This is a genomic window from Paenibacillus sp. FSL R7-0198 (assembly GCF_038000415.1).
In the GTDB taxonomy this organism is placed as follows: domain Bacteria; phylum Bacillota; class Bacilli; order Paenibacillales; family Paenibacillaceae; genus Paenibacillus.
The window spans coordinates 2,880,931-2,904,036 of the sequence record NZ_JBBOCB010000001.1 but is presented as its reverse complement, the minus strand read 5'-3'; the positions used below and the strand labels follow the sequence as shown (position 1 = coordinate 2,904,036).

General features: G+C 48.1%; 16 protein-coding genes. 11 read left to right on the top strand and 5 right to left on the bottom strand.

Annotation, left to right across the window (positions count from 1 at the left end; all coding sequences use genetic code 11):
• The first annotated feature begins 22 nt into the window (after positions 1-22).
• Positions 23-1,576: an MDR family MFS transporter gene (locus MKY87_RS12565; protein ID WP_338588675.1), complete on the top strand. Its 1,554-nt coding sequence runs from the start codon at positions 23-25 to the stop codon at positions 1,574-1,576.
• Between the two features lie 230 nt (positions 1,577-1,806).
• On the opposite strand, the gene MKY87_RS12560 is transcribed toward MKY87_RS12565, so the two are convergent.
• Complete coding sequence (locus MKY87_RS12560; protein ID WP_340964674.1) at positions 1,807-3,240, bottom strand: VanW family protein; 1,434 nt, start codon at positions 3,238-3,240, stop codon at positions 1,807-1,809.
• Between the two features lie 253 nt (positions 3,241-3,493).
• On the opposite strand from MKY87_RS12560, the gene ftsE reads away from it, so the two are divergent.
• The 5 genes from ftsE (at position 3,494) to MKY87_RS12535 (ending at position 9,556) form a co-directional block, all read left to right on the top strand.
• A complete protein-coding gene (ftsE, locus tag MKY87_RS12555) occupies positions 3,494-4,180 on the top strand; it encodes a cell division ATP-binding protein FtsE (protein ID WP_024631580.1) in 687 nt (228 codons plus the stop codon).
• Complete coding sequence (gene ftsX / locus MKY87_RS12550; protein ID WP_091013078.1) at positions 4,170-5,087, top strand: permease-like cell division protein FtsX; 918 nt, start codon at positions 4,170-4,172, stop codon at positions 5,085-5,087. The genes ftsE and ftsX overlap by 11 nt, the downstream gene beginning before the upstream one ends.
• 187 nt (positions 5,088-5,274) lie before the next feature.
• Entirely contained in the window at positions 5,275-6,555 is a 1,281-nt protein-coding gene (locus MKY87_RS12545) for a murein hydrolase activator EnvC family protein (RefSeq protein ID WP_340964672.1), read from the top strand.
• A 135-nt stretch (positions 6,556-6,690) separates the two neighbouring features.
• A complete protein-coding gene (locus MKY87_RS12540) occupies positions 6,691-8,163 on the top strand; it encodes a S41 family peptidase (protein WP_340964670.1) in 1,473 nt (490 codons plus the stop codon).
• Between the two features lie 64 nt (positions 8,164-8,227).
• Positions 8,228-9,556 (top strand): PDZ domain-containing protein, encoded by a 1,329-nt coding sequence (locus MKY87_RS12535; protein ID WP_340964667.1) that lies wholly within the window; start codon positions 8,228-8,230, stop codon positions 9,554-9,556.
• Positions 9,557-9,650: 94 nt separating this feature from the next.
• On the opposite strand, the gene MKY87_RS12530 is transcribed toward MKY87_RS12535, so the two are convergent.
• Complete coding sequence (locus MKY87_RS12530) at positions 9,651-10,340, bottom strand: response regulator transcription factor (protein ID WP_289390469.1); 690 nt, start codon at positions 10,338-10,340, stop codon at positions 9,651-9,653.
• Between the two features lie 21 nt (positions 10,341-10,361).
• Positions 10,362-11,573 (bottom strand): sensor histidine kinase, encoded by a 1,212-nt coding sequence (locus MKY87_RS12525; protein ID WP_340964664.1) that lies wholly within the window; start codon positions 11,571-11,573, stop codon positions 10,362-10,364.
• A 210-nt stretch (positions 11,574-11,783) separates the two neighbouring features.
• On the opposite strand from MKY87_RS12525, the gene MKY87_RS12520 reads away from it, so the two are divergent.
• From MKY87_RS12520 to MKY87_RS12510, 3 genes are read left to right on the top strand one after another with little or no spacing between them, the layout of a single operon-like run.
• Positions 11,784-12,719, top strand: coding sequence for an ABC transporter ATP-binding protein (locus tag MKY87_RS12520; protein ID WP_340964662.1), 936 nt, complete (start codon positions 11,784-11,786; stop codon positions 12,717-12,719).
• 12 nt (positions 12,720-12,731) lie between these two features.
• Positions 12,732-13,928 carry an ABC transporter permease gene (locus MKY87_RS12515; RefSeq protein ID WP_340964659.1) on the top strand — a complete coding sequence of 399 codons (1,197 nt, stop codon included), beginning with the start codon at positions 12,732-12,734 and terminating at the stop codon, positions 13,926-13,928.
• Complete coding sequence (locus MKY87_RS12510) at positions 13,921-15,099, top strand: ABC transporter permease (protein ID WP_340964657.1); 1,179 nt, start codon at positions 13,921-13,923, stop codon at positions 15,097-15,099. The genes MKY87_RS12515 and MKY87_RS12510 overlap by 8 nt, the downstream gene beginning before the upstream one ends.
• A gap of 100 nt (positions 15,100-15,199) precedes the next feature.
• Here MKY87_RS12510 and MKY87_RS12505 read toward each other — a convergent pair whose 3' ends face one another.
• Entirely contained in the window at positions 15,200-16,042 is an 843-nt protein-coding gene (locus tag MKY87_RS12505; protein WP_340964655.1) for a flagellar motor protein MotB, read from the bottom strand.
• On the bottom strand, positions 16,026-16,823 hold the full coding sequence (locus tag MKY87_RS12500; protein WP_339179764.1) for a flagellar motor protein: 798 nt from the start codon (positions 16,821-16,823) through the stop codon (positions 16,026-16,028). The genes MKY87_RS12505 and MKY87_RS12500 overlap by 17 nt, the downstream gene beginning before the upstream one ends.
• Before the next feature lie 169 nt (positions 16,824-16,992).
• Between MKY87_RS12500 and uvrB the strand changes: the two genes are divergently transcribed.
• Both uvrB and uvrA read left to right on the top strand, forming a co-directional pair.
• Positions 16,993-18,984: an excinuclease ABC subunit UvrB gene (gene uvrB, locus MKY87_RS12495; RefSeq protein ID WP_091013102.1), complete on the top strand. Its 1,992-nt coding sequence runs from the start codon at positions 16,993-16,995 to the stop codon at positions 18,982-18,984.
• A 1,151-nt stretch (positions 18,985-20,135) separates the two neighbouring features.
• Positions 20,136-22,994, top strand: coding sequence for an excinuclease ABC subunit UvrA (uvrA, locus tag MKY87_RS12490; RefSeq protein ID WP_062837044.1), 2,859 nt, complete (start codon positions 20,136-20,138; stop codon positions 22,992-22,994).
• Positions 22,995-23,106 lie beyond the last annotated feature (112 nt).

The following is a 23,106-nucleotide window of genomic DNA, read 5'->3' as shown; positions in this document are numbered from 1 at the left end:
GTGAATGGAGAGATTGAGTACAATGGTTGCACGTAAAAACAGTATTGGATTGGTGCTGGCAGGGTTACTGCTCAGTATACTAATGGCTTCGATGGATAACACCATCGTGGCAACAGCTATGGGGGACATTGTCGGGAAGCTGGGTGGGCTCGACAAGTTCGTCTGGGTTACCTCCGCGTACATGGTGGCTGAGATGGCAGGGATGCCGATATTCGGTAAGCTATCCGATATGTATGGACGGAAGAAGTTTTTTGTATTTGGTATTATTGTGTTTATGCTTGGCTCAGCGCTGTGCGGAACGGCAACGTCTATTGTGGAATTGACGATGTACAGAGCGATTCAAGGTATTGGTGCGGGGGCCTTGGTGCCGATTGCCTTTACGATCATGTTTGATGTCGTTGCACCAGAATCTCGTGGTAAATTGGGTGGATTGTTTGGAGCGGTCTTTGGCCTGTCCAGCGTATTTGGACCTCTGCTCGGTGCTTACATTACCCAGTATGCGACATGGGAATGGGTATTCTATATCAACCTGCCGCTAGGCTTGATTGCATTTGTGTTTATTGCCTTCTTCTACAAGGAGTCTCATCAGCATCAATCTCAACAGATCGACTGGCTGGGTGCTGTAACGCTGATCGGTGCTGTTGTGTGCCTGATCTTTGGTCTGGAACTGGGCGGCAAAACATTTGCCTGGGGTTCGTGGCAGATTCTTGGCTTGTTTGCCGGATTTGTAGCATTAGCGCTGCTCTTCCTTTTTGCAGAAACAAAAGCCAAAGAACCAATCATCTCCTTCAGCATGTTCCGCAACCGGGTCTACTGGTCCAGTAACGTTATTGGTATGTTCAGTGGTGCGGCGTTCATTACAGCATCCGTGTACATTCCGATCTTTATACAGGGGGTACTTGGTGGTAAAGCGACCAACTCCGGTCTCGTACTATTGCCGATGATGCTTGGGTCCGTTGTGACGGCGTCCCTGGGTGGGGTGTTGATGACCAAAATCAAGTATCGCAATATCATGATCCCTACGTTGGCTCTGCTTGTCATAGGACTTGGATTGTTGACTACGTTGGATGAGAATTCATCCCTTTGGACGATACGTATCTACATGGTGATGGTTGGTCTGGGTGTCGGTGCTTCGTTCTCCGTACTTAGCAATGCAGCCATGAATGCGTTTGAACCGCAAAGACGCGGTGCGGCGAGTTCCACACTTAACTTTTTGCGGTCCCTCGGCATGACGATGGGCATTACGATCTTTGGTATCGTACAGAGCCAGGTATTTACGCGTAAAATGAACGATGCTCTCGCTGGTTCAGCTGCGGAAGCAGGTGGTGCTTCAGCGGGTGGCGTGCCCCAGGGAGTGGATCTGACCGATCCACATGCGTTGCTATCACCAGAACTCAGACAGGCGATTCCGCCTCAGGTGCTGGATACCATCACACATGCCCTATCTTCTTCCATCGTACAGTTATTTGCCTGGGCTGTAATTCCGGCTGCACTCGCGTTGGTCGCTTCCTTCTTCATGGGAAAAGAGAAGATGGTTGTAGGCGAAGAGCAAGGCGAATACACCGGCGGTCACTAAACCGTTATGCAGTAAACCATAAGTTACGGTATTAAAGCTAATCTTAGCTTCGTAAAACTCGAATAACTTATCTTGAAAATGTAGAGACACACTTCTCGCTTATCCTCAAAAGGGACGTGAAGTGTGTCTTTTTGTTTTCGTGTGATCAGCTTATGCTTATCCATGAATTACGGCAGGACCATGTTTGTACCCTTTCGTGATCTGTAAGTTGTCGGTTGCTTTGAAAAAAATTAAGGCTGTTTTGTATCGCTAATCCCGTCCTCGACCACAGAAGGCCCTTGTGGATCAGGCAGGCTGCTATGACCGGAGCGGGCAATCAGGCGATTCTGAGCTTTGTACGTGTCTCGTGTAATCGTTTTGGATTCGACCACTTTGCCGTCCAGCCTTTTGGTTCTTACCGTCTCGACAATATATCCAGGCTGTCCGTCTTGCAGCACCTGCTGTGCACCATCAGGCAGTACCGCACTCGACACATACTTTACTGGAACACTTAATGTTTCAATGGTACGAGATTCAAGTGCATAGCTGACATTCTCCGGGAATGTGCCGAAAAATTTCACCATCAATTGATGGTTCTTCACCTCTGCATGAATGAGCAAGGATTTTCCGGTATTATTCTTGAAGCGAAAGTTGATGGCTCCAGAGGCAAAGGTGGCATCCAGTCCTTTTGGCAAATATTTGACCGGCAGGGAGTGGTTGCGACGTTCAATAATATCAAGACCCGTCAATAGCGCTGCGTTATACACCGTACTGGATACCTGGCAGATTCCCCCGCCAATTCCGGGGGTGAGTCTGCCATTAACAATAACCGGGGCCTCACGAAACCCATACTCCTTTTCAGCTTTACGGACGACCTTCTCATAATCGAATGTGGCATCTGGTGGCAAAATCATGCCGTTAATCGCTTCCGCCGCTGCGCTGACATTATGTATCCGGCCTTCACTACTATTGCCCAGACCCGTGGAGAACTGGATGATCTTTCGGTCAATGCCTTCCTGGCGTAGCGAATCAAGGGTTACTTCAGGCTTCAGCGTATACAGTGGTACCTGGATCAGCAATGGGGCAGGTTTCTCATCCGGGCCCAGTACACTGAAATCCTTGTGTAGCTTCGTCTGAATGAGATTTCCGAGTGTTTCCCAATCAATCCGGCGGACGCCCTTTTCCGGGATATACTGGACTTTGTCATTTGTGGTAATGCGGCGAACAGCGTCCGCAGGTGTTCCGAAGGTTTCTTTTTCCCAGGCAGGGCTGAGATGTTCTTGAAGTGGCTGTAAGTCGTAGCTCATATCCAGAGAGAACTCTTTCGGAAAATGATAACGTGCATAAGCGCGTTCCCATAAGTTACCTTCCTCCAGCTGCTGTATCGCGGATTCCAAGCTGTTAACGTTGTAACTCACCCCCACCTGAGCTGCGGTATACGTCATCGTCTGGGGATCGGGTTCAGCCACTTCAAAGGTAACAGGCCAGTCCTCCAGCTTTTGGATCTGTTCATTTAATTCATGCAATACGTTCTTGCGATTCTTCCCCTCCACCAGCATACCGCCAACATGAACATCTTTGGGCAGGGCAGGTTGATTCACGTACATATACAGCAATCCATAAGACGCGGAGCCGATCAAGAGGATGGAGAATAGAACAATGACCGTCACATGTATTTTTTTCATAACCGTACGCTCCTTTATACTTCTGTTGTTCCGCACTTTGTAACACTTTCTATATATATGATCCAATGCAGGAAAACTTTCGGGTACTCAATAGGTAACAAATTTGTTACAATAAACTTCATATGAATCCATGCTTCACCAACGAAATAGGGACGAAGTGGATTTTTCCTGATGAAATTCAGGTCTTTTTAAAGGAAATGCCGGGATTGTGTCGAAATGATAATGGCTAACTATGCGAGCAGGAAGTGATGATGTGATAGAAATGCAGGACGTGTGGAAGACCTACGCCAATGGGACCCACGCATTACAAGGGGTGTCGGTGAAGATCGACCGCAATGAATTTGTTTATATCGTCGGTCCGTCCGGCGCAGGTAAATCGACATTTATGAAATTGATGTACAGAGAAGAAGTTCCGACCAAAGGACAAATATCCATTAACGGATTTAATATTGGTAAGTTGAAGCCAAGAAAGATTCCTTATGTGCGTCGTAACATCGGCGTTGTGTTCCAGGATTTTCGTCTGCTGCCACGGATGACAGCATTTGAGAATGTGGCATTTGCCATGGAAGTTATTGAAGCACCGAAGCGTCATATCAAGAAACGAGTGATGGAAGTGCTTGATCTGGTGGGACTGCGCAGCAAGGCGAATCGTGAACCTTCGCAGCTCTCGGGTGGAGAACAGCAGCGTATTGCCATTGCACGGGCTATCGTCAATAACCCATCGGTTATTATCGCGGATGAGCCTACAGGTAACCTCGATCCGGAGACGTCATGGGGCATTATGCAGCTGCTGGATGAGATTAATTTCCGGGGAACAACCATTGTTATGGCGACCCACAACAAAGATATCGTGAATACGATGCGTAAACGGGTAATCGCCATTGAACGTGGACAGATTGTACGGGATCAGATGAGAGGGGAATACGGTTATGAATTTTAGTACTCTCTTGCGCCATCTGCGGGAGGGATTCAAAAACGTATTCCGCAACGGCTGGATGTCCGTGGCCTCCATCATGTCCATCATTGTGTCCTTATTGATTCTTGGCGTGTTCATGCTGTTGGTGCTCAATGTGAACTCCATGGCGAATCAGGTTGATAGCCAAGTGGAGATCAGCACGTTCCTCGAACTGAATGTGGACGAGAACCTGCGTAACACACTGGAGCAAGAAATCAGCGCGATGCCTGAAGTAAGTGAGATTCGTTTTGTTTCCAAGGAAGAAGGACTCAAGGAGTTCCGTGAGCGTCTTGGAGAGAGTGCAGATAACGTGCTTAGCGGTTTCGATGTGGACAACAACCCACTGCCGGAGACCATTGAAGTTGAGGTCATTGAACCGGAAACCGTCACTTTTGTGGCGCAAAAAATCGAAGCTTTGAACGAAAAACACCCGGAGAAGCCAATCATGAAAGTGAACTACGGCAAGGAAACGGTGGAAGTGTTGTTCAAATTTACGAAGCTTGTTCGTAACATCGGATTTATTTTTGTCGGGGGACTGGGTCTCATGTCCATGTTCCTGATCTCGAATACGATTCGCGTAACGATTCTGGCACGTCGCCGGGAGATCGGAATTATGAAGTTGGTTGGCGCAACCAATACCTTTATTCGTTGGCCTTTCTTTATTGAAGGTGCACTCATTGGATTTATTGGCTCGGTCATTACGGTTGGGGTGCTGTTTGTTGGATATAGCCAGTTGATGAAGACGATTGGTCAGGATGTCTTCATGCAGATGCTTAACTTGATTCCGCTGGGCGAAATCTGGTTGTTGTTTGGAACATTGTTGATCGGACTCGGTGTGCTGGTAGGTATTTTGGGAAGTACACTGTCCATTCGGAAATCACTCAACGTTTAATTTTGTTTTCAACGATCGAATTGCAGAATATGTCGAAAAGAATGGTAAAGCAGGTTCATTAATGGACGCTGTTTGACGATATGTAGGAAAGACGGAGTCTTTTAAGATTGAAGAAAGCAAAGAACATGCTGTTCACCACCTGTGCAGGTTGCTTTCTTGTGAAATCATAGGATGGGGGATCATCATTTTGAAAAAAACCGCTTCGCTGCTGGCCTTTACGTTATTGGCCAGTTTGACGCTTCAACCTTCTGACGGATATGCCAAGAGTAGCATCAGCGATATTGACCAACAGATTCAGCAACTGGAGAGCAAGGCGGCTTCTGCCAAGCAGGAGCAAAAAAAAGCGGCTTCCAACAAAAAGGAAGCACAGCATTACAAGAACAAAACCAACGCTTATCTGAAGGTTGTCATGGAACAGATCAATGTCGTTAGTGATGAACTGGCGAGTGTATCCTTGCAGATCGAGAACACGGAGGAAGATCTCCGTACAACAAAAAAAGATCTGCAAGCGGCAGAAGAACGCATTGTTGCAAGGGAAAAATTGTTGGAGTCACGCGTACGCCTGATGTATACGGACGGTGCTGTATCCTATCTGGATGTATTGTTGTCCTCTACTAGCTTCACTGACTTCCTGACCCGTGCGGATTCACTCAAAACAATTGTGGATCAGGATCAGCATCTGCTGGATGAGCACAAAGCGGACAAGCAACTGGTCGTGGACAAAAAGGCAGAATTGGATGTGCAATATGCGGAAGCCAAGAGTCTGTATGCACAGAAGAAACAGCGCAAGTCCCAATTGAATGAAAAAGAAGCGGAAAAGCAAGTGCTTCTCGCTTCATATGATGCTAAAATTGAAGAGTCAGAAGAGCTGACACAAGAGCAGGAAGATGTATTAATGCAGATTGCCAGCAAACGTTCGGCACTTCTTCAAGAGAAAAATAAATTGCGTGAACAGCAGGCTGCGGCCGCAGCCAAAGCAAAAGCCTTGGCTGCAGCTCGGGCGAAGGCTGCTGCCAAGGCGCCAACCAGAGTGAGTTCGGATAGCAGCAGTGAGGTCACGTATTCATCCGGTAATGGTATCTTCTCAAGACCGGTATCTGGAGGACGTATTTCTTCTCCATTCGGTCCCCGTACCCATCCGATTACGGGCGTAGTGGGTAAAATGCATGCCGGTGTCGATTTTGCTGTTCCTCAGGGAACTTCGGTTCACGCTGCTTCTGGCGGAATCGTGATCATGGCTGAATGGTATAGCGGTTATGGCTATACGGTTATTGTGGACCACGGCGGTGGACTATGGACGTTATATGGTCACTTGCGCGAAGGTGGATTCAAAGTCAGCAAGGGAGACACAGTAAGCAAAGGGGATACCATTGCTGAGTCAGGAAATACAGGGAACTCTACTGGACCTCACTTGCACTTTGAAGTGAGAGATAACGGTACCGCTGTAAATCCGATGAACTATTTGTAATTATTGCTCCATCGTTCGAATGGAAAAAACATATTCCGTACAAGCTAGACATATAATAAGCTGGCATGTTCAGGGAATAGATTCTGGCAACAATGGAATCGGACACGCTTCAAAACTAAAGGCGGTGACAAACGGATGATGAAGAAAAGATCGGCGCTACTGCTTGTCATTGTGGGTCTCCTGGGTGGGAGTTTGCTAACCCTGGTACTAATGACTTACCCGGGAATAGCAAACCAAACCACAGCGGGCGAAGGTTTGCTGGCTAGTGTAACCGGCAATACACAGCAGAAGAACGATTTGAAAAAGATTGAAACTGCGATGGATTTGATCTCAAGCAACTATTATAAAGACGTGGATCAGACCAAATTGATTGACGGTGCGATCAACGGCATGATGGAATCGCTTGGTGATCCTTACTCCAACTATATGGGGCAGGAAACGGCTGCTCAGTTTGAAGAGTCGATCGAAGGTTCATTTACCGGTATTGGCGCAGAGGTATCCTCACAGGATGGAAACGTTGTTGTTGTTTCCCCGATCAAAGGATCACCTGCCGAGAAAGCGGGTATTCGTGCAAAAGACATGATTATGTCGGTCAACGGCGAATCCCTGCAAGGGTTGGAACTGAACAAGGCTGTTAACAAAATCAGAGGTCCCAAGGGCAGTGAAGCGAAGGTACAGGTCAAACGTGCCGGATCTTCCGAGCTGATTGAATTTGTCATTGTACGGGATGACATTGATCTGGAGACCGTATATGCTCACATGGAGGATGGCGGAATTGGCGTTATTGCCATTACTCAATTCTCTTTGAATACAGGCGATCGCTTCAAGGAAGAGTTGGCGAAGCTTGAGAAGCAGAACATGAAAGGTCTGGTCATCGACGTACGGAATGACCCAGGCGGTGTATTGCAAGTCGTTATTGATATTGCTGAACAGTTTGTTCCTAAAGGCAAGGTTATTGTGCAAGTTGAAGACAAGAACGGCAAAAAGGAACAAAGCAAGTCCACTGGATCAGCCAAAGCTTATCCAGTCACAGTCCTGATGAACAAAGGCAGTGCGAGTGCGTCGGAGATTTTGGCCGGTGCATTACAACAGTCAGCAGGTGCTAAGTTGATTGGTGAAAACTCCTTTGGTAAAGGAACCGTCCAGACGAGTTATGACAAACAGATGGGTGACGGAAGCTTGCTGAAGATCACCATTGCCAAGTGGCTCACTCCGAACGGAGACTGGATTCATGAAAAAGGAATCAAACCGGATATAGCGGTAGACCAGCCGGATTATTTCTCGGTGGCACCGATTAACAAAGAGAAGTTACCACTGAAATATGACAGCAATAGCACGGATGTGAAAAGTGCGCAGACGATGCTGAGAGGACTCGATTTCAAACCGGATCGTGTGGACGGATACTACGACCAGAAGACAGAAGAAGCGGTCAAGGCATTCCAGAAGCAAAAAGGCATTCAGGCTACAGGCCAGATTGACGAGAAAACCGCTGAATCACTGGAAGCGGCTCTGATTGAACGTATTGCCAATCCTCAATATGATGCACAGCTGAAACGCGCGATCGAAAATGTCTCAAAGGATATTTCGTCCGCTGTGTCGAAGCCATAAAGAAGGCTGATTTTCAGCCTTCTTTTTTTCTGAACCGGCTGAAAGAGAGGGGTGACCGACCACAATGGAATGGGTATGGCCGTGGTTAACTACATTAGGGGAAGCTTTGTTGCATTTGTTTATTCAGCCGTTTTATTATATTGCGGTGATCCTGATTGCGCTGATCTATCATCGTCAGTTACTGCAGGAGCGTAAATTGTTCCATGTTCGTTTGCAAAGCTCGATAACACAGACGATTCGTGCCGTGCTCGGAGGCATACTCATTGGTACCATCGTCTCAATTGTGTCCCTATTCCTCGGTGCACATCTTACACTGGGAAGCCTGATATGCATATGGGCTGCAACATTAATTCTATCCTTGTTCCGTATCCGGTATCTGTGCTTTGCTTATGCGGCAGGGTTACTGGGTGTGATGCAATTTGGTTTGAATCTGGCTTCAGGCTGGCAACCATCGGGTTGGATGGGTAGTGTAACGGAAACGCTACGTACCCTGGATATGCCTGCACTGCTTGTCCTGGCGGCGCTTCTACATATGGGTGAAGCCCTGTTGGTACGCATGCAGGGGGTATCGATGGCATCACCGCTTCTCTTCGAGGGAAAACGCGGGAAACTGGTTGGTGGATATCAACTGCAACAGTTCTGGGCCATTCCTCTACTAATTCTTGTCCCGGTCACAGGCAGTGGAGCGGAGCTGGCTTGGAATCCACTGATGAATGCAGGACATAGTTACATGCTGGTTGCGTTACCGATTATGCTCGGATTTGGTGAGATCACGCAGAGTATGCTTCCGGGACAAAAGGTACAGATCTCATCGAAGCGGTTGATGATATATGGGGCAACTTTGCTCGTGTTCAGTTTGCTTGCTGCATGGTGGTCTCCACTCATGTTGGTTGCTGCACTAATCGCATTTATTGGACATGAATTTCTGGTATGGTACAGCGCGTTTGAAGAGCAAAACCGCAGTCCGGTATTTGTCCATCCGCAGCATGGGCTGAAGGTATTGGCTGTTATTCCGGAGAGTCCTGCTGCAGATTTGGGGATTGAAGCAGGAGAGACCTTGTACAAGGTGAATGGTAAGTTGGTTCATTCGCCGGAAGAGTTACATCGTGCCCTGCGGATGAACCCGGCTTTTTGCAAACTTGAGGTTCGCAATCATCAGGGAGAAAGCAAGTTCATGCAACGAGCGATCTATGAAGGGGAGCATCATCAGCTTGGGGTCATTATGGCACCGGACAATCACGAGGTCTGGGCGATTCGGTTACGTCCACTGACGCTGTTCCATATCATCAACCTCAAATTGTTTGCCCGTCTGAAAAAACCACAAAGGGACGAAGCTCCCTTGGCGTTACCGCCAGCCCCTGTGTCCAGTGATAAAGGTTCCATAGAGATGTAACCACTAAGCATACGTGATGAAGTATGTTGCATAAATCAAGCAATGAAAAAGGTATTTCCTAACGCCGTCGCAGGCAAGGGAAATACCTTTTTTGTTATTGTTTTAACATAAAGATGGCGATTTGGGTCCGATCACGCAAGCTCAGCTTGCCGAGAATATCCGTCACGTAGTTTTTGACTGTGCCTTCACTGAGGAACAGTTTGGCGGCAATTTCCTTATTGGACAACCCCTCCGATATGGCCTCGGCAACCGCCAACTCCATACGTGTCAGTCCATAGGCTTCGATTGGGTTCTGTGTCAGGGGAATCGCAGCGGGACGGAGAAGGCCTGCCAATTTGCGGGCAATATCCGGATGAATTAACATATCGCCGTTATGTACGGTCTTGATGCCTTGAATGATCCGCTCAGGGGGCACATTTTTGAGTAAATAACCGCTTGCGCCATTCTGCAATGCCTGAATAATATACTCATCGTCGTCAAACGTAGTCAGCATGAGCACCTGGATTTCAGGAAAACATGACTTGATGCGTTTGGTACCTTCAACTCCGTCACATTCCGGCATCCGAATATCCATCAACACCACGTCCGCAGGCGTTCCTGCTTCAAGCAATTCCAACGCTTCCTGTCCATTTGAGGCTGTGCCTGTAACGCGAATGCCGGAGTCCAGTCCGAGCAGCACTTTCAGGCTCTCACGAATGAAGTAATCATCGTCGGCGAGAATCAGCCGAATAAGTGGGAGTTGGGCTGAATCATTGTTTTGGTTCACATCATTCCGTTTGGACATGAAAACATTCACTTCCTTTTTTCAGAGTATATCCATCTGGTTCGTTAATGGAATGCGTGTAATCACTGTATACGGATAAGCTGATTGAATCTCCAGGACTCCTCCCACCATTTGTGTGCGCAGAAGCATGCCTTCCTGTCCTATGCCATTTCGCTTGGAAGAATGAGGATTGATTTTGCCATCATTACTCACACTCATACACACTTCTTGATCCCCGAATACCAACTCCACTGTGATCGAAGAAGCATTTCCATGTCGCAGGGCATTGGTCAAGGCTTCTTTGGCATTTTTGAACAAAACGATCTGTATGCTGGGATACAGCACATGAGATGGGCCATGAACTTCATAATTTGTCTTCACGCCGGTATCTCTGCCCACTTCCTCTAGGAGACGATCCAGGGCGTAGGCTTCGGATGCATAGGAATTAGGTTGCAGTTTGTGCAGTGTGCTGCGCATATCATCCATACTATCGGCCAATTGATCGCGAATCTGTCTCACCATTTCCGTTCCTTGTTCCATATTCAGGGGAAGGGTCAGCAGGGCGGCTTCCGACATCATTTTGGTGCAAATCAGTCGATGCCCGATATCGTCATGAAGCTGTCTGGAGATACGGGTACGTTCCTCTGCCTGAGCCACTCCTTCAAGTTGCTTTGTAAATAACAGCAGCTGCGCACGCGCTTCTTGTAGCTCGTAATGTTTGCTGCGGAGCTCGTCATAGACTTGTTCCAGTTGTCCGCGGCTGCTCGCCGTTCTTGATCCCTGCCAGGACAGAGCCGCTGTGATGAGCAGAAGCAGGTTGCCAAGAACCATCGCAATTGTCTCTGTGGAGAGTAATGCAGTGGCGGTTGTATTTAGTGTGGTTAACCCAGGCTGCGATGCCTGTGGGACAGAATAATGCCAATGCAAAGCGACATTGTTAGCAATGAGCTGAATCGCAAACATCAACCATCTCCTACTTCCCTCCAGTCTGTATATATATACGTAGAGCACGGATAGAGAGAGGAATAGCAGAAACGGTCCATACGAAACAATCAGCCAGCAGCTCCAGAGTATTTCGGCCAGAAGCAACAGCCATTGCTGTGTACTTGAACGGTTAAAATCTTTCCACACGGAGAGTCCAAGTGCGATGATGATATACAGGGTGTAGACCGCTTCGTTTTCCAAGGGCAGCATCAACATGTACAGTACTGCTGGAACGATAATTAATCCGTATTGCAGAAACCGCATCGGCATATGTAAATGACATCCTTTATTAAAAAATGGAGTACAAAATCTCTTGGTAATGCGCCCTTGATTATACCATAAGCAGCATTCGAATCAGGAGATGACTTAAGTCACCTTCGATTCATGACTTTTTGTACCTTCGCTACAGATTGCGATCCATTACAATAAAATTATGAAATCCAGCGGCGAAGGCCGAAACGGAAAAGGGGCGTAAAAGGGATGGGCATACTTGAAGTAGATCATGTAGTAAAACGATACGGCAACAAGCTTTGCGTGGATCATTTGAACCTTAGTGTTGGCAAAGGCGAGATTTTTGGATTGCTCGGTCCCAATGGAGCAGGCAAAAGTACCACCATCAGCATGATTGCAGGGCTCCTGAATATGGATCAGGGTGAAATTAGATTAGATGGGATCTCGGTCAAGGAGCGACCGCTAGAAGTAAAGCGCAAGATCGGACTCGTGCCGCAGGATCTGGCTTTATACGAAACCATGTCTGCTGCGGAGAATGTGACCTTTTTTGCCAGACTGTATGGACTGCGTGGAAAATTGCTTAAGGAAAGAGTGCAGGAGTCCCTTGAATTTGTAGGGTTGCAGGATAAAGCAAAGGATGCCCCCTCGACCTTCTCTGGTGGTATGAAACGCAGGTTAAACATCGCATGTGCGATTACACATCGCCCGGATCTAACTATCATGGATGAACCGACAGTTGGCATTGATCCGCAATCTCGGAATCATATTCTTGAATCGGTACGCACACTTAACAAGATGGGTTCAACGATCATATATACAAGTCATTACATGGAGGAAGTGGCGGCGATTAGTCACCGGGTTGCGATTATGGATCAGGGGCGAATTATTGCCTGTGGGACTGAAGCAGAGCTGAGAGAACGGGTAGCATCGGAGGAAAAAGTAGTGCTCTCCACTTCCGGTATCGGTGCCGACGTTGTAGAAGAACTGAAACTTCACCCCCGCGTACGGATGGTAGACGTTTCAGAGAATACACTGACCATTACGCTGCCTTCGGCACAGCAGGATCTCCAGGATCTGCTCTTCATTTGCAGCAAACATGAAGTATCCATTCAGTCGCTCAAGGTCGAAGAGCCGGATCTGGAAACGTTGTTCCTCAATCTGACCGGGCGTACGCTTCGGGACTAGGGGGAACAAGAGATGAATATATGGCATATTTGCATCTTTGAATTGAGGCGTATTCTTAAGATTCGATCTGTAGTGTTAAACCTGTTCATTTTGCCGTTGTTACTGATTTTTATATTGGGTACGGCACTTTCCAGTACGATGGGTACGGCGGAGGATGTTATTCCGGATACTGTACGTGTGGGAATCATCCATTTGAATACTGAATCTGGTGGAGGATCAAGTACGGTTAATCAAGCACTGGATACATTCGTGAATTCCCCGGCGGTAGCTGAGATGGTCCAAGTGCAGAACTTTACGACAGAAGAAGAGGCAGTCCATTCGCTGCGTACCGGCAAGCTAGACTTTGCTGTAATGATTCCTTCGGATTTTGAGCAAAACGTGATGACGGGGAAAGAGGCCAGGTTACAGTGGATACGAGGAAAGGACAACACACTTAATACCTTGGGTGAAACTTTGTTCACACGTTTTACGGATGAATGGAACCGACATATGGCGATTACCAAAGTGCTCGGTCGGGAAGTGACTACTGCCATGGCCTCTGCTTCGGAGTCTGGTACGGCGAATTCCACCTCTATTGCTGTCACTAATCCCGGTAAGACAGGTACGGCGTATAGTGCCTCCCAATACTATGCAGCTTCCATGCTGGCGATGTTCATGTTGTACTCAGGCATGACAACAAGTACCAGCCTTTTTGGAGAGCGTGATAACAAAACGTTAATTCGCCTTCAGGCTGGGCCTATAGGCAATGGAGTTATTTTCGCTGGCAAAATTGCAGGTAATAGTCTGCTCGCTTCCTTACAAGCAACAACGATCATACTTATGACGTATTGGTTCTATGGTGTAGATTGGGGAACGCATCCTTGGTATATTGTGCTCACTTGTGTATGTATCACATTGGCATCCATGACCCTTGGCGTGATCGTGGCATTGGTATGCAAAAGCTCGGCATCGGCCAGCGCAACCATCCAAGGTATCATCGTTGCAATGACATTTATTAGCGGTGGGTTCACGCCCATTCCGATTGATTTTGTACAACGGATTAGCGAATTTACGGTTAACCACTGGGCGCTCCAAAGTTTTCTGAGAATGATGCTGGATGCACCTGTACGAGAGATTGTATATAGCATTCTGATGTTAGGCGTGGTATGCGCTGTATTACTGTTCATCTCAGGAATGATCTATAGAAAGGCAGGATACCGATATGAATAGTCTACACATCGCCTGGTTGATGATTAGACGTACACTTGGCCGTAAAATGGGCTTCATTACGTTTCTGCTTCTGCCTTGCCTGGTGGTTACAGGAGCGGTTGCTCTATTTGGAAGCGAGCAGAGTACACGTACTGTTATTCCCTATGTCAATGAGGATGGAGGGGTGGCAGGGACATGGATGATTCATGAACTTGCTGGCAAAGAGGAGTATTTGCTCAAGCAGATGACAAACGAAGCAGAAGTGAAGGAAGCCATCGCTCAGCAAAAAGGAAGTTCTGGCATCATCATTTCGGCACATTATACGGAGGATCTGTTACAAGGAAAGCCAACCGAAATTCAATTGGTGGAACTGCGTATAAGTGAAAGTTCCTATACTCTACGAGCAGCAGTTGAAGGTTTAACGAGCGGATTGCAACAATCTGCTTCAGCTGTTAAGGTGGCCGCAGGTCCTGTTTCAAGTGAGAATGAGATAGCGGTGAAGATACAGAAGCCATTTGAACAGCTTTTACAGGAGATAGGAAAACATCAAGTCGCTGGTGAAGTCACCGATCTGCAGATCTATCCCAAGCCAGGCCTGAACAATGTGACTGGATTTACGATTATGTTTATGATGGGGCTGCTGACTAGTGCAGTGGCTGTGATAATGGAAGATCGCAGGAAACGTACGATGGCCAGAGTATATACGGCACCCGTCCGTGCATATGAGATTGCGCTTGGTAATTTCCTCGGCAGCTTTGTCATTGGTATGATTCAGATTGTTCTAGTTTTGGGAGTCAGCAGGTGGCTGCTGCATTATGATGCCGGTATTCCTTTTGGCATTCATTTCATCATCTTGGCCGCATTTATGCTGGTCTCCATGGGGATCGCAAGTACCGTGGCAGGATTAATCCGTAATCCCAAAAATGCCAACATGCTGAATTCACTTGTCATTATGCCAACCTGCATGATAGGTGGTTGTTTCTGGCCGATCTCGTTGATGCCAGATTATATGCAAAAGCTCGCCAACTTTGTACCACAGAAATGGGCGATTCAGGCGGTGGAAACGATCTCTGCTGGCGGTACATTGTCGGATATCACATTGCCACTATTGATTTTGTTTGGCATGGCTGCTATTTTACTGACCGTAGGCTCTGCGATTCTACGCCCTAGCCAGCCAGGAGTAGAGGCATAAGGTAATACGACATAAAAGAAAGCACGCTCTGCTGAATTGAATTCAGTTAGAGCGTGCTTTCTTTGCATAAGGAATGATGCAATATGTGAGATATTGATGATTAAGGTTGGAGTTGCCGCAGGACCGTTATTTCAACCCGACGGTTCTTTTGTCTTCCGGCCGCTGTGGTGTTGTCACCCGTTGGGCGTGTATCCGCATATCCGGCATACTGGAAGCCGTCCGGGTTAAGCTTCTCTGTATCCAGAAAAAATCGTAATACAGACAGTGCGCGTTCTCCGGAAAGTTGCCAGTTGTCTTTGTACGTGGAGTTGGCCCCGACCGGAATATTGTCCGTATGTCCTTCGATGCTGACAACGGTATTCAGATCCCGAAACAGGCTGGCAAGTTTACTGAGCGTTGGTGCTGCACCGTCCTTTAGAGCGGCCTGGCCCTGATCAAACAGGAAGCGGTCACTGAGGGTAATGGATAGGCCCTGTGGCTTGTCCGCAACAAAAATCTGATTTTCCAGTTTATTATCCTCGATATATTGGGTAATCACATTGAACAGATTTTGCAATTCCTGCTCCTGTGATCTGAACTGTTCTTCCCGTTCTGTGAGGGGCTTGTCGTCATCATCTGGTGTTGCAGTCCCGGTATCGGAAGGGTTTCCTTCACCTTTTGAAGGATCTTCACCCTGCACCTCGGATGGTGGAGTCTCTGTAATCGTCTGTCCGGGTTTCTCACCGAGTCCCTCACCAAGCTCAAGGATAGAGTCGGACGCATTGAATGTATTTTGTAATGATTGAGTAACGACGTCATATTTACCGGAATCCAGATTGCTCATGGCATACATGATGACAAAAAAGATCAAAAGCAGGGTTATGAGATCGGCATAAGTAATCATCCAGCGATCCCGATGATCGATAGTTTCACGTTTTCCGCGCCGTTTACTGCGCCGACTCATCCAATCCCTCCTTTGTTAGGGGGCGTATATGCTGACGATGCGTGAGGGTGAAGGACTCCAGTCTTTTGCGTACAAGCTGGGGATTCTCACCGTTCTGAATGGCAAGTACACCTTCGAGAAGCATTTCCATCGTCTGCACTTCATCAGCACCTCTGGATTTGATCTTGGAGGCAATGGGCAAAAAGATAAGATTGGCACTGGCGACCCCATACAGGGTTGCGGTAAAGGCAACAGCAATGGCAGGTCCGAGTCCGGTTGGATCGGTCAAACTGCCAAGTACCTGAATAAGTCCCATCACGGTTCCGATGATCCCCATGGTTGGAGCGTACCCACCAGCGGATTCGAATATTTTGGCGTAGCCCTCATGTTTTTGTTCAATCGAGTCGATCTCCATCTCCAGGATCTGGCGAACCACATCCTGATCTGTACCATCAACAACCATCTGAATCCCGTCTTGCAAAAATGGATGCGGATGATCCATAACCTTGCGTTCCAATGCAAGTACACCTGAGCGGCGTGCGATTGAAGACATCTCCACCAGTTCTTCGACCCATAAGCCTGATTCATTGTTGTTACGTCCAAAAGCCATACGCAGGGCAGCTGGAATCGTACGAAGGCGATGCGCCGGGAAACTGGCAACCACAGCAGCAATCGTTCCACCGAATACAATTAAAGCAGCCGTTTTTTGCAGGAGACCGGACAATTGGCCGCCTTCCCACAAAAAACCGCTAATGACTGCGGCAATTCCGGCAATAATACCGATAAGTGTCGCAATATCCATAAATTAACCCACTCCTATCTTCATTTCACGTTTGCATCACTAAAACGAACGAGGTATAATTAAACGGGAACAAATATTCCTATTACTATAAGTTTTCCCATATGAAAATTCGGGGAACTTCGACAATATATAGTGACTATTATTTTAGACGATAGGGTGAGATACGGCAATGAGCGATATTATAATGAGCGACAAAACGTTCGAAATCGAGTCAGAGTTTTCTCCCCAAGGTGATCAGCCTGCAGCCATTAAAGAATTGGTGAAGGGTGTTCAGGAGGGGAAGAGGTACCAGACACTGCTGGGTGCGACGGGTACGGGTAAGACGTTTACGATAGCCCAGACGATAGCCCAACTGCAACGTCCTACGCTGATTATTGCACACAACAAAACGTTGGCAGCGCAGCTTGCAAGTGAGTTCAAAGATTTTTTTCCTAATAACATGGTTGAGTATTTCGTCAGTTATTACGATTATTTTCAGCCAGAAGCATATATCCCGTCCTCCGATACGTATATCGAGAAGGATTCAAGTATTAATGAAGAGATCGACAAACTGCGGCACGCAGCGACGAGTTCGTTGTTTGAGCGCAGGGACGTCATCATTGTAGCGAGTGTTTCCTGCATTTATGGTTTGGGTTCACCGCACTCGTATTCAAGCATGTTGCTGTCACTTCGGGTAGGCATGGAGAAACCGCGCAATCAGATTTTGTCTCGTCTGGTAGAGATCCAGTATCAGCGGAACGATATTAACTTTGTGCGGGGTACGTTCCGTGTTCGTGGGGATGTTGTTGAGATTTTCCCTGCCTCCAAGGGCGAACATGCAATTCGGGTTGAGTTGTTTGGTGATGAGATCGAGAAAATTACGGAGATTGATGTGTTAACCGGAGAGCTCATTGGCGAACGTGAACATATTGCCATCTTCCCGGCGTCTCACTTCGTAACGCAAGAAGAGACGATGAAGGTTGCGCTGGTGAACATTGAGCGTGAACTGGAGGAGCGTCTAGAAGTGCTGCGTGAACAGGGGAAACTGTTGGAGGCTCAGCGACTGGAGCAGCGCACACGGTATGATATCGAGATGATGAAGGAAGTTGGATTCTGTTCGGGGATTGAGAACTATTCCGGTCCACTGACTTTCCGCGAACGCGGCGATACCCCATACACATTGATGGATTACTTCCCGGATGACATGTTAATCGTGGTCGATGAGTCTCACGTGACTCTGCCACAGATCCGTGCGATGTACAATGGTGACCAAGCGCGGAAGACAGTATTGGTTGAACATGGTTTCCGTCTGCCGTCAGCGCTGGATAATCGTCCGCTCAAATTCGAAGAGTTCGAAGGCAAGATGGATCAGATTATTTATGTATCGGCCACACCGGGCCCGTATGAGATTGAGCATACCGATACGATGGTGCAACAGATTATTCGTCCAACCGGACTGCTTGATCCAATTATTGAACTGCGTCCAACGAAGGGACAGATCGATGACTTGATCGGTGAGATTAACGACCGGATTGCCAAAGACGAGCGTGTGTTGATTACAACATTAACGAAGAAGATGTCCGAGGACCTAACGGATTATCTGAAGGAAGTTGGAATCAAGGTTCGTTATCTGCACTCCGAGATCAAGACGTTGGAACGGATGGCGATTTTACGTGATTTAAGGTTGGGCGTTTTCCATGTTCTAATCGGAATCAACTTGCTCCGGGAAGGTCTCGATCTGCCCGAAGTATCCCTCGTAGCTATACTGGATGCCGATAAGGAAGGATTCCTGCGTTCCGAACGCTCACTGATCCAAACGATTGGTCGTGCAGCACGGAACAGCGAGGGTCGCGTTATTCTATACGGTGATAAAGTGACGGATTCGATGGATAAGGCGATAAAGGAAACAGAACGTCGTCGTGCGATTCAGATCGAGTACAACGAGAAACACGGAATTACACCACAGACGATTCGCAAAAAAGTGCGTGATGTGATTGAGGCAACCAAAGTTGCCGAATCCAAGAAAGACTATCTCACGGGCGCAGCCGAGAAGATGTCGAAGAAAGATCGCCAGGCGCTTATTCAGCGCCTAGAGGTAGAGATGAAAGATGCAGCGAAAAACCTGCAGTTTGAACGTGCTGCCGAGCTTCGCGATGCGTTGCTGGAACTTCGCGCTGAATAAGATACTGCTCATTCATATGCTCCAGTTAAGATGGATCTGTAACAAGAGAACGGCCAATTGGCCGTTCTCTTGTTGAGTAAGGAAATCGTTGATATCTACCGATAATAAGAGATGTTGAAATCTTGAAATCAAGTCTATACTGATAGAAATGTTGAAATTGGTTAAAAGGTTTATAGGAAAGCAATTGGGAGTCGAGAGCGCCCCAGTGTTGACCTCGGAGCCGAGCCAAAGGCAATGGCGACCCTGCCGCGATCAATGCGAAGCCGAGAGCGCCCTGGTGTTGACTTTGGAGCCGAGCCGAAGGCAATGGCGACCTGTCGCGACCAAGGTGAAGCCGAGAGCGTCCCGGTATTGACCTTGGAGCCGAGCCAAAGGCAATGGCGACCTATCGCGATCAAGGCGAAGCCGAGAGCGTCCCGGTGTTGACCTTGGAGCCGAGCCGAAGGCAATGGCGACCTGACGCGACCAAGGCGAAGCTGAGAGCGCCCTGGTGTTGACTTTGGAGCCGAGCCGAAGGCAATGGCGACCTGACGCGACCAAGGCGAAGCTGAGAGCGTCCCGGTGTTGACCTTGGAGCCGAGCCGAAGGCAATGGCGACCTGACGCGACCAAGGCGAAGCCGAGAGCGTCCTGGTGTTGACCTTGGAGCCGTGCCAAAGGCAATGGCGACCTGTCGCGATCAATGCGAAGCCGAGAGCGCCCTGGTGTTGACCTTGGAGCCGAGCCAAAGGCAATGGCGACCTATCGCGATCAAGGCGAAGCCGAGAGCGCCCTGGTGTTGACCTTGGAGCCGAGCCAAAGGCAATGGCGACCTATCGCGATCAAGGCGAAGCCGAGAGCGTCCCCGGTGTTGACCTTGGAGCCGAGCCAAAGGCAATGGCGACCTAGCCGCGATCAAGGCGAAGCCGAGAGCGTCCCCTCGCAGTAGAGCGGCCACATAAGGCTCCGGAAATGAGCCGGAACCTTATGTGGAGCCGCGGGCACACGACAACCCTTCACATAGCAAGACCCGACCCCTCACCGTTGCACCGCTTGTTTCGGGTGTCCAGAGGGCTGCGCCCTCTGGGGCCCTCCCTTGGAAGGGAGGGTTTGGGAGGGATCGAAAAGCCTTTTAAAAGGTTTGGATTAGTAAATTTGAGAGGATGAATACTATTGGCGAGCGATAACATTGTCATTAAAGGCGCACGAGCGCATAACCTGAAAAATATCGACATTACCATCCCGCGTGACCGCTTTGTTGTATTGACCGGCCTGAGTGGCTCAGGCAAGTCCTCGCTGGCTTTTGACACGATCTATGCCGAAGGACAGCGGCGTTATGTAGAATCATTGTCAGCTTACGCAAGGCAGTTTCTGGGACAGATGGAGAAACCGGATGTGGATTCCATCGAAGGATTATCTCCTGCCATTTCAATAGATCAGAAAACAACAAGTCGTAACCCGCGTTCCACAGTAGGAACCGTGACCGAAATTTATGATTATCTGCGTCTGTTATTTGCACGTGTGGGCCATCCACATTGTCCGGACCATGGCGTGGAGATCAGTTCCCAGACCGTAGAGCAAATGGTTGACCGTATTATGCAATACCCAGAGCGTACCCGGTTGCAGATTTTGGCACCCATTATCTCGGGCCGTAAGGGCGAGCATAAAAGTGTATTTGCTGATGTGTCCAAGCAGGGCTTTGTCCGTGTGCGGGTGAACGGGGAACTGCGTGACCTGTCAGAAGATATTCAATTGGAGAAAAATAAAAAGCATACGATTGAAGTCGTTGTTGACCGAATTGTCGTTAAAGATGATGTGCAGGCACGTCTGGCCGACTCTATTGAAACAGCACTTAATTTGTCCGGTGGACAACTCCTGGTGGACATTATGGGTGAAGAAGAGCTGCGATTCAGTTCCAACTTTGCCTGCCCGGTGTGTGGATTCAGTATTGAAGAGCTTGCACCACGGATGTTCTCATTTAACAGTCCGTTCGGTGCTTGCCCGGATTGTGATGGGTTAGGTGTCAAAATGATTGTTGACCCTGATCTGCTCGTACCGGATCGCAGCAAGACGATCGAAGATGGTGCTTTTGATGCTTGGACAGGTGGAACGTCCACCTATTATCCGCAGTTCCTGAAGTCAGTATGTGAGCACTTCAACATTCCCCAAAATGTACCTGTCGAAGATCTGCCAGCTGAGCAGATGAACAAGTTGTTGCAGGGTACAGGTACGGAGAAAATCCGTTTCCGCTATGAGAATGATTTTGGACAACGGAAGGAAGCACTGGTTACCTTTGAAGGTATCGTGAATAACTTGGAGCGTCGTTATCGTGATACAGCATCTGAAGGTATCCGTGAATTTATTGAGGGTTACATGAGTGCGAAACCTTGTGGTACATGTAAAGGTCAGCGTCTGAAACGCGAAAGTCTTGCGGTTACGATTAATGATCACAACATGGCCTATGTGACTAGTTTGTCCATTGGTGAAGCTGGCCGATTCTTTGATACATTGGAATTGACTGAGAAAGAGCAGACGATTGCCAAACTGATTTTGAAAGAAATCAACAGCCGTCTCGGCTTCCTGGTGAATGTTGGTCTGGATTACCTTACACTGAGTCGTGCTGCCGGAACATTGTCCGGTGGGGAAGCTCAGCGGATCAGACTGGCTACACAGATCGGTTCCAGCCTGATGGGTGTACTGTATATTCTGGATGAGCCAAGTATCGGTCTGCATCAACGGGATAATGACCGTCTGATCTCAACGCTTGCGCATATGCGCGACATTGGTAACACGTTGATCGTGGTTGAACATGATGAGGATACGATGATGGCTGCCGACTATATTATTGATATTGGCCCAGGTGCAGGTATCCACGGGGGTACCATCATGTCACAGGGTACACCGGAGGAGATCATGAATGATGAGAACTCCTTAACCGGTCAATATCTGAGTGGACGCAAATTCATTCCGATTCGTACAGAACGTAGAAGTGTAGGAGACCGTTGGTTGGAAGTACGTGGAGCCAAAGAAAATAACCTGAAGAATCTGAATGTGAAGATTCCTGTAGGGGTATTTACTGCGGTAACGGGTGTGTCTGGCTCAGGTAAATCCACATTGATCAATGAGATCCTCTACAAAACGCTGGCGCGTGATCTGAACCGTGCTCGGGTACGTCCGGGTCAACATAAAGAGATTCGTGGTCTGGAGCATATCGATAAAGTTATCGATATTGACCAGTCGCCAATCGGGCGGACACCACGTTCCAACCCGGCTACGTATACCGGTGTCTTTGATGATATCCGGGATCTGTTTGCTCAGACGAACGAAGCCAAGGTACGTGGATACAAGAAAGGCCGGTTCAGTTTTAATATCAAAGGTGGACGTTGTGAAGCCTGCCGTGGAGACGGTATTATCAAAATCGAGATGCACTTCTTGCCGGATGTCTATGTTCCTTGTGAAGTCTGCAAAGGCAAACGATACAACCGGGAAACGCTTGAAGTGAAATATAAAAACAGAAATATCTCCGATGTGCTGGAAATGACGGTTGAAGATGCAACCCAATTCTTCGAGAACATTCCGAAGATCCATCGCAAAATGCAGACACTGATGGATGTGGGTCTGGGTTATATAAATCTGGGACAACCTGCAACCACATTGTCTGGTGGTGAAGCCCAGCGGGTGAAGCTTGCTTCCGAGCTGTATCGCCGCAGTACCGGGAAAACCATCTACATCCTCGATGAGCCGACTACCGGTTTGCATGTCGATGATATCGACCGTTTGCTGAACGTATTACACCGCCTGGTTGATTCTGGGGAATCGGTGTTGGTGATTGAGCATAACCTGGATGTGATCAAAACGGCAGACTATGTTGTTGATCTGGGGCCGGAAGGTGGTAGCGGTGGAGGAACCATTGTTGCAACTGGAACACCTGAGGATATCATTAAAGTGGAAGCTTCCTATACAGGCAAGTACTTGAAGCCGGTTCTGGAACGGGATACCGAGCGCAGCAAGGCACTGCAATTGGTGGACTAAGGTCCTCTAACCAGTAGTTATATCAATATGAAGTGGCAGTATTGGCCCTTCTTTTCGAAAAGGTTGAGACGTTGGATTACGATCTGATGTGCTCTGCTTCCGAGAAGAAGGG

What these genes read in the sequence shown, in the direction of transcription:
- MKY87_RS12565 (WP_338588675.1), top strand. Translation starts at nt 23, where the DNA reads ATGGTTGCACGTAAAAACAGTATTGGATTGGTGCTGGCAGGGTTACTG.
- MKY87_RS12560 (WP_340964674.1), bottom strand. Translation starts at nt 3,240, where the DNA reads ATGAAAAAAATACATGTGACGGTCATTGTTCTATTCTCCATCCTCTTG.
- ftsX (WP_091013078.1), top strand. Translation starts at nt 4,170, where the DNA reads ATGAATTTTAGTACTCTCTTGCGCCATCTGCGGGAGGGATTCAAAAAC.
- MKY87_RS12540 (WP_340964670.1), top strand. Translation starts at nt 6,691, where the DNA reads ATGATGAAGAAAAGATCGGCGCTACTGCTTGTCATTGTGGGTCTCCTG.
- MKY87_RS12535 (WP_340964667.1), top strand. Translation starts at nt 8,228, where the DNA reads ATGGAATGGGTATGGCCGTGGTTAACTACATTAGGGGAAGCTTTGTTG.
- MKY87_RS12530 (WP_289390469.1), bottom strand. Translation starts at nt 10,340, where the DNA reads ATGTCCAAACGGAATGATGTGAACCAAAACAATGATTCAGCCCAACTC.
- MKY87_RS12525 (WP_340964664.1), bottom strand. Translation starts at nt 11,573, where the DNA reads ATGCCGATGCGGTTTCTGCAATACGGATTAATTATCGTTCCAGCAGTA.
- MKY87_RS12520 (WP_340964662.1), top strand. Translation starts at nt 11,784, where the DNA reads ATGGGCATACTTGAAGTAGATCATGTAGTAAAACGATACGGCAACAAG.
- MKY87_RS12515 (WP_340964659.1), top strand. Translation starts at nt 12,732, where the DNA reads ATGAATATATGGCATATTTGCATCTTTGAATTGAGGCGTATTCTTAAG.
- MKY87_RS12510 (WP_340964657.1), top strand. Translation starts at nt 13,921, where the DNA reads ATGAATAGTCTACACATCGCCTGGTTGATGATTAGACGTACACTTGGC.
- MKY87_RS12505 (WP_340964655.1), bottom strand. Translation starts at nt 16,042, where the DNA reads ATGAGTCGGCGCAGTAAACGGCGCGGAAAACGTGAAACTATCGATCAT.
- MKY87_RS12500 (WP_339179764.1), bottom strand. Translation starts at nt 16,823, where the DNA reads ATGGATATTGCGACACTTATCGGTATTATTGCCGGAATTGCCGCAGTC.
- uvrB (WP_091013102.1), top strand. Translation starts at nt 16,993, where the DNA reads ATGAGCGATATTATAATGAGCGACAAAACGTTCGAAATCGAGTCAGAG.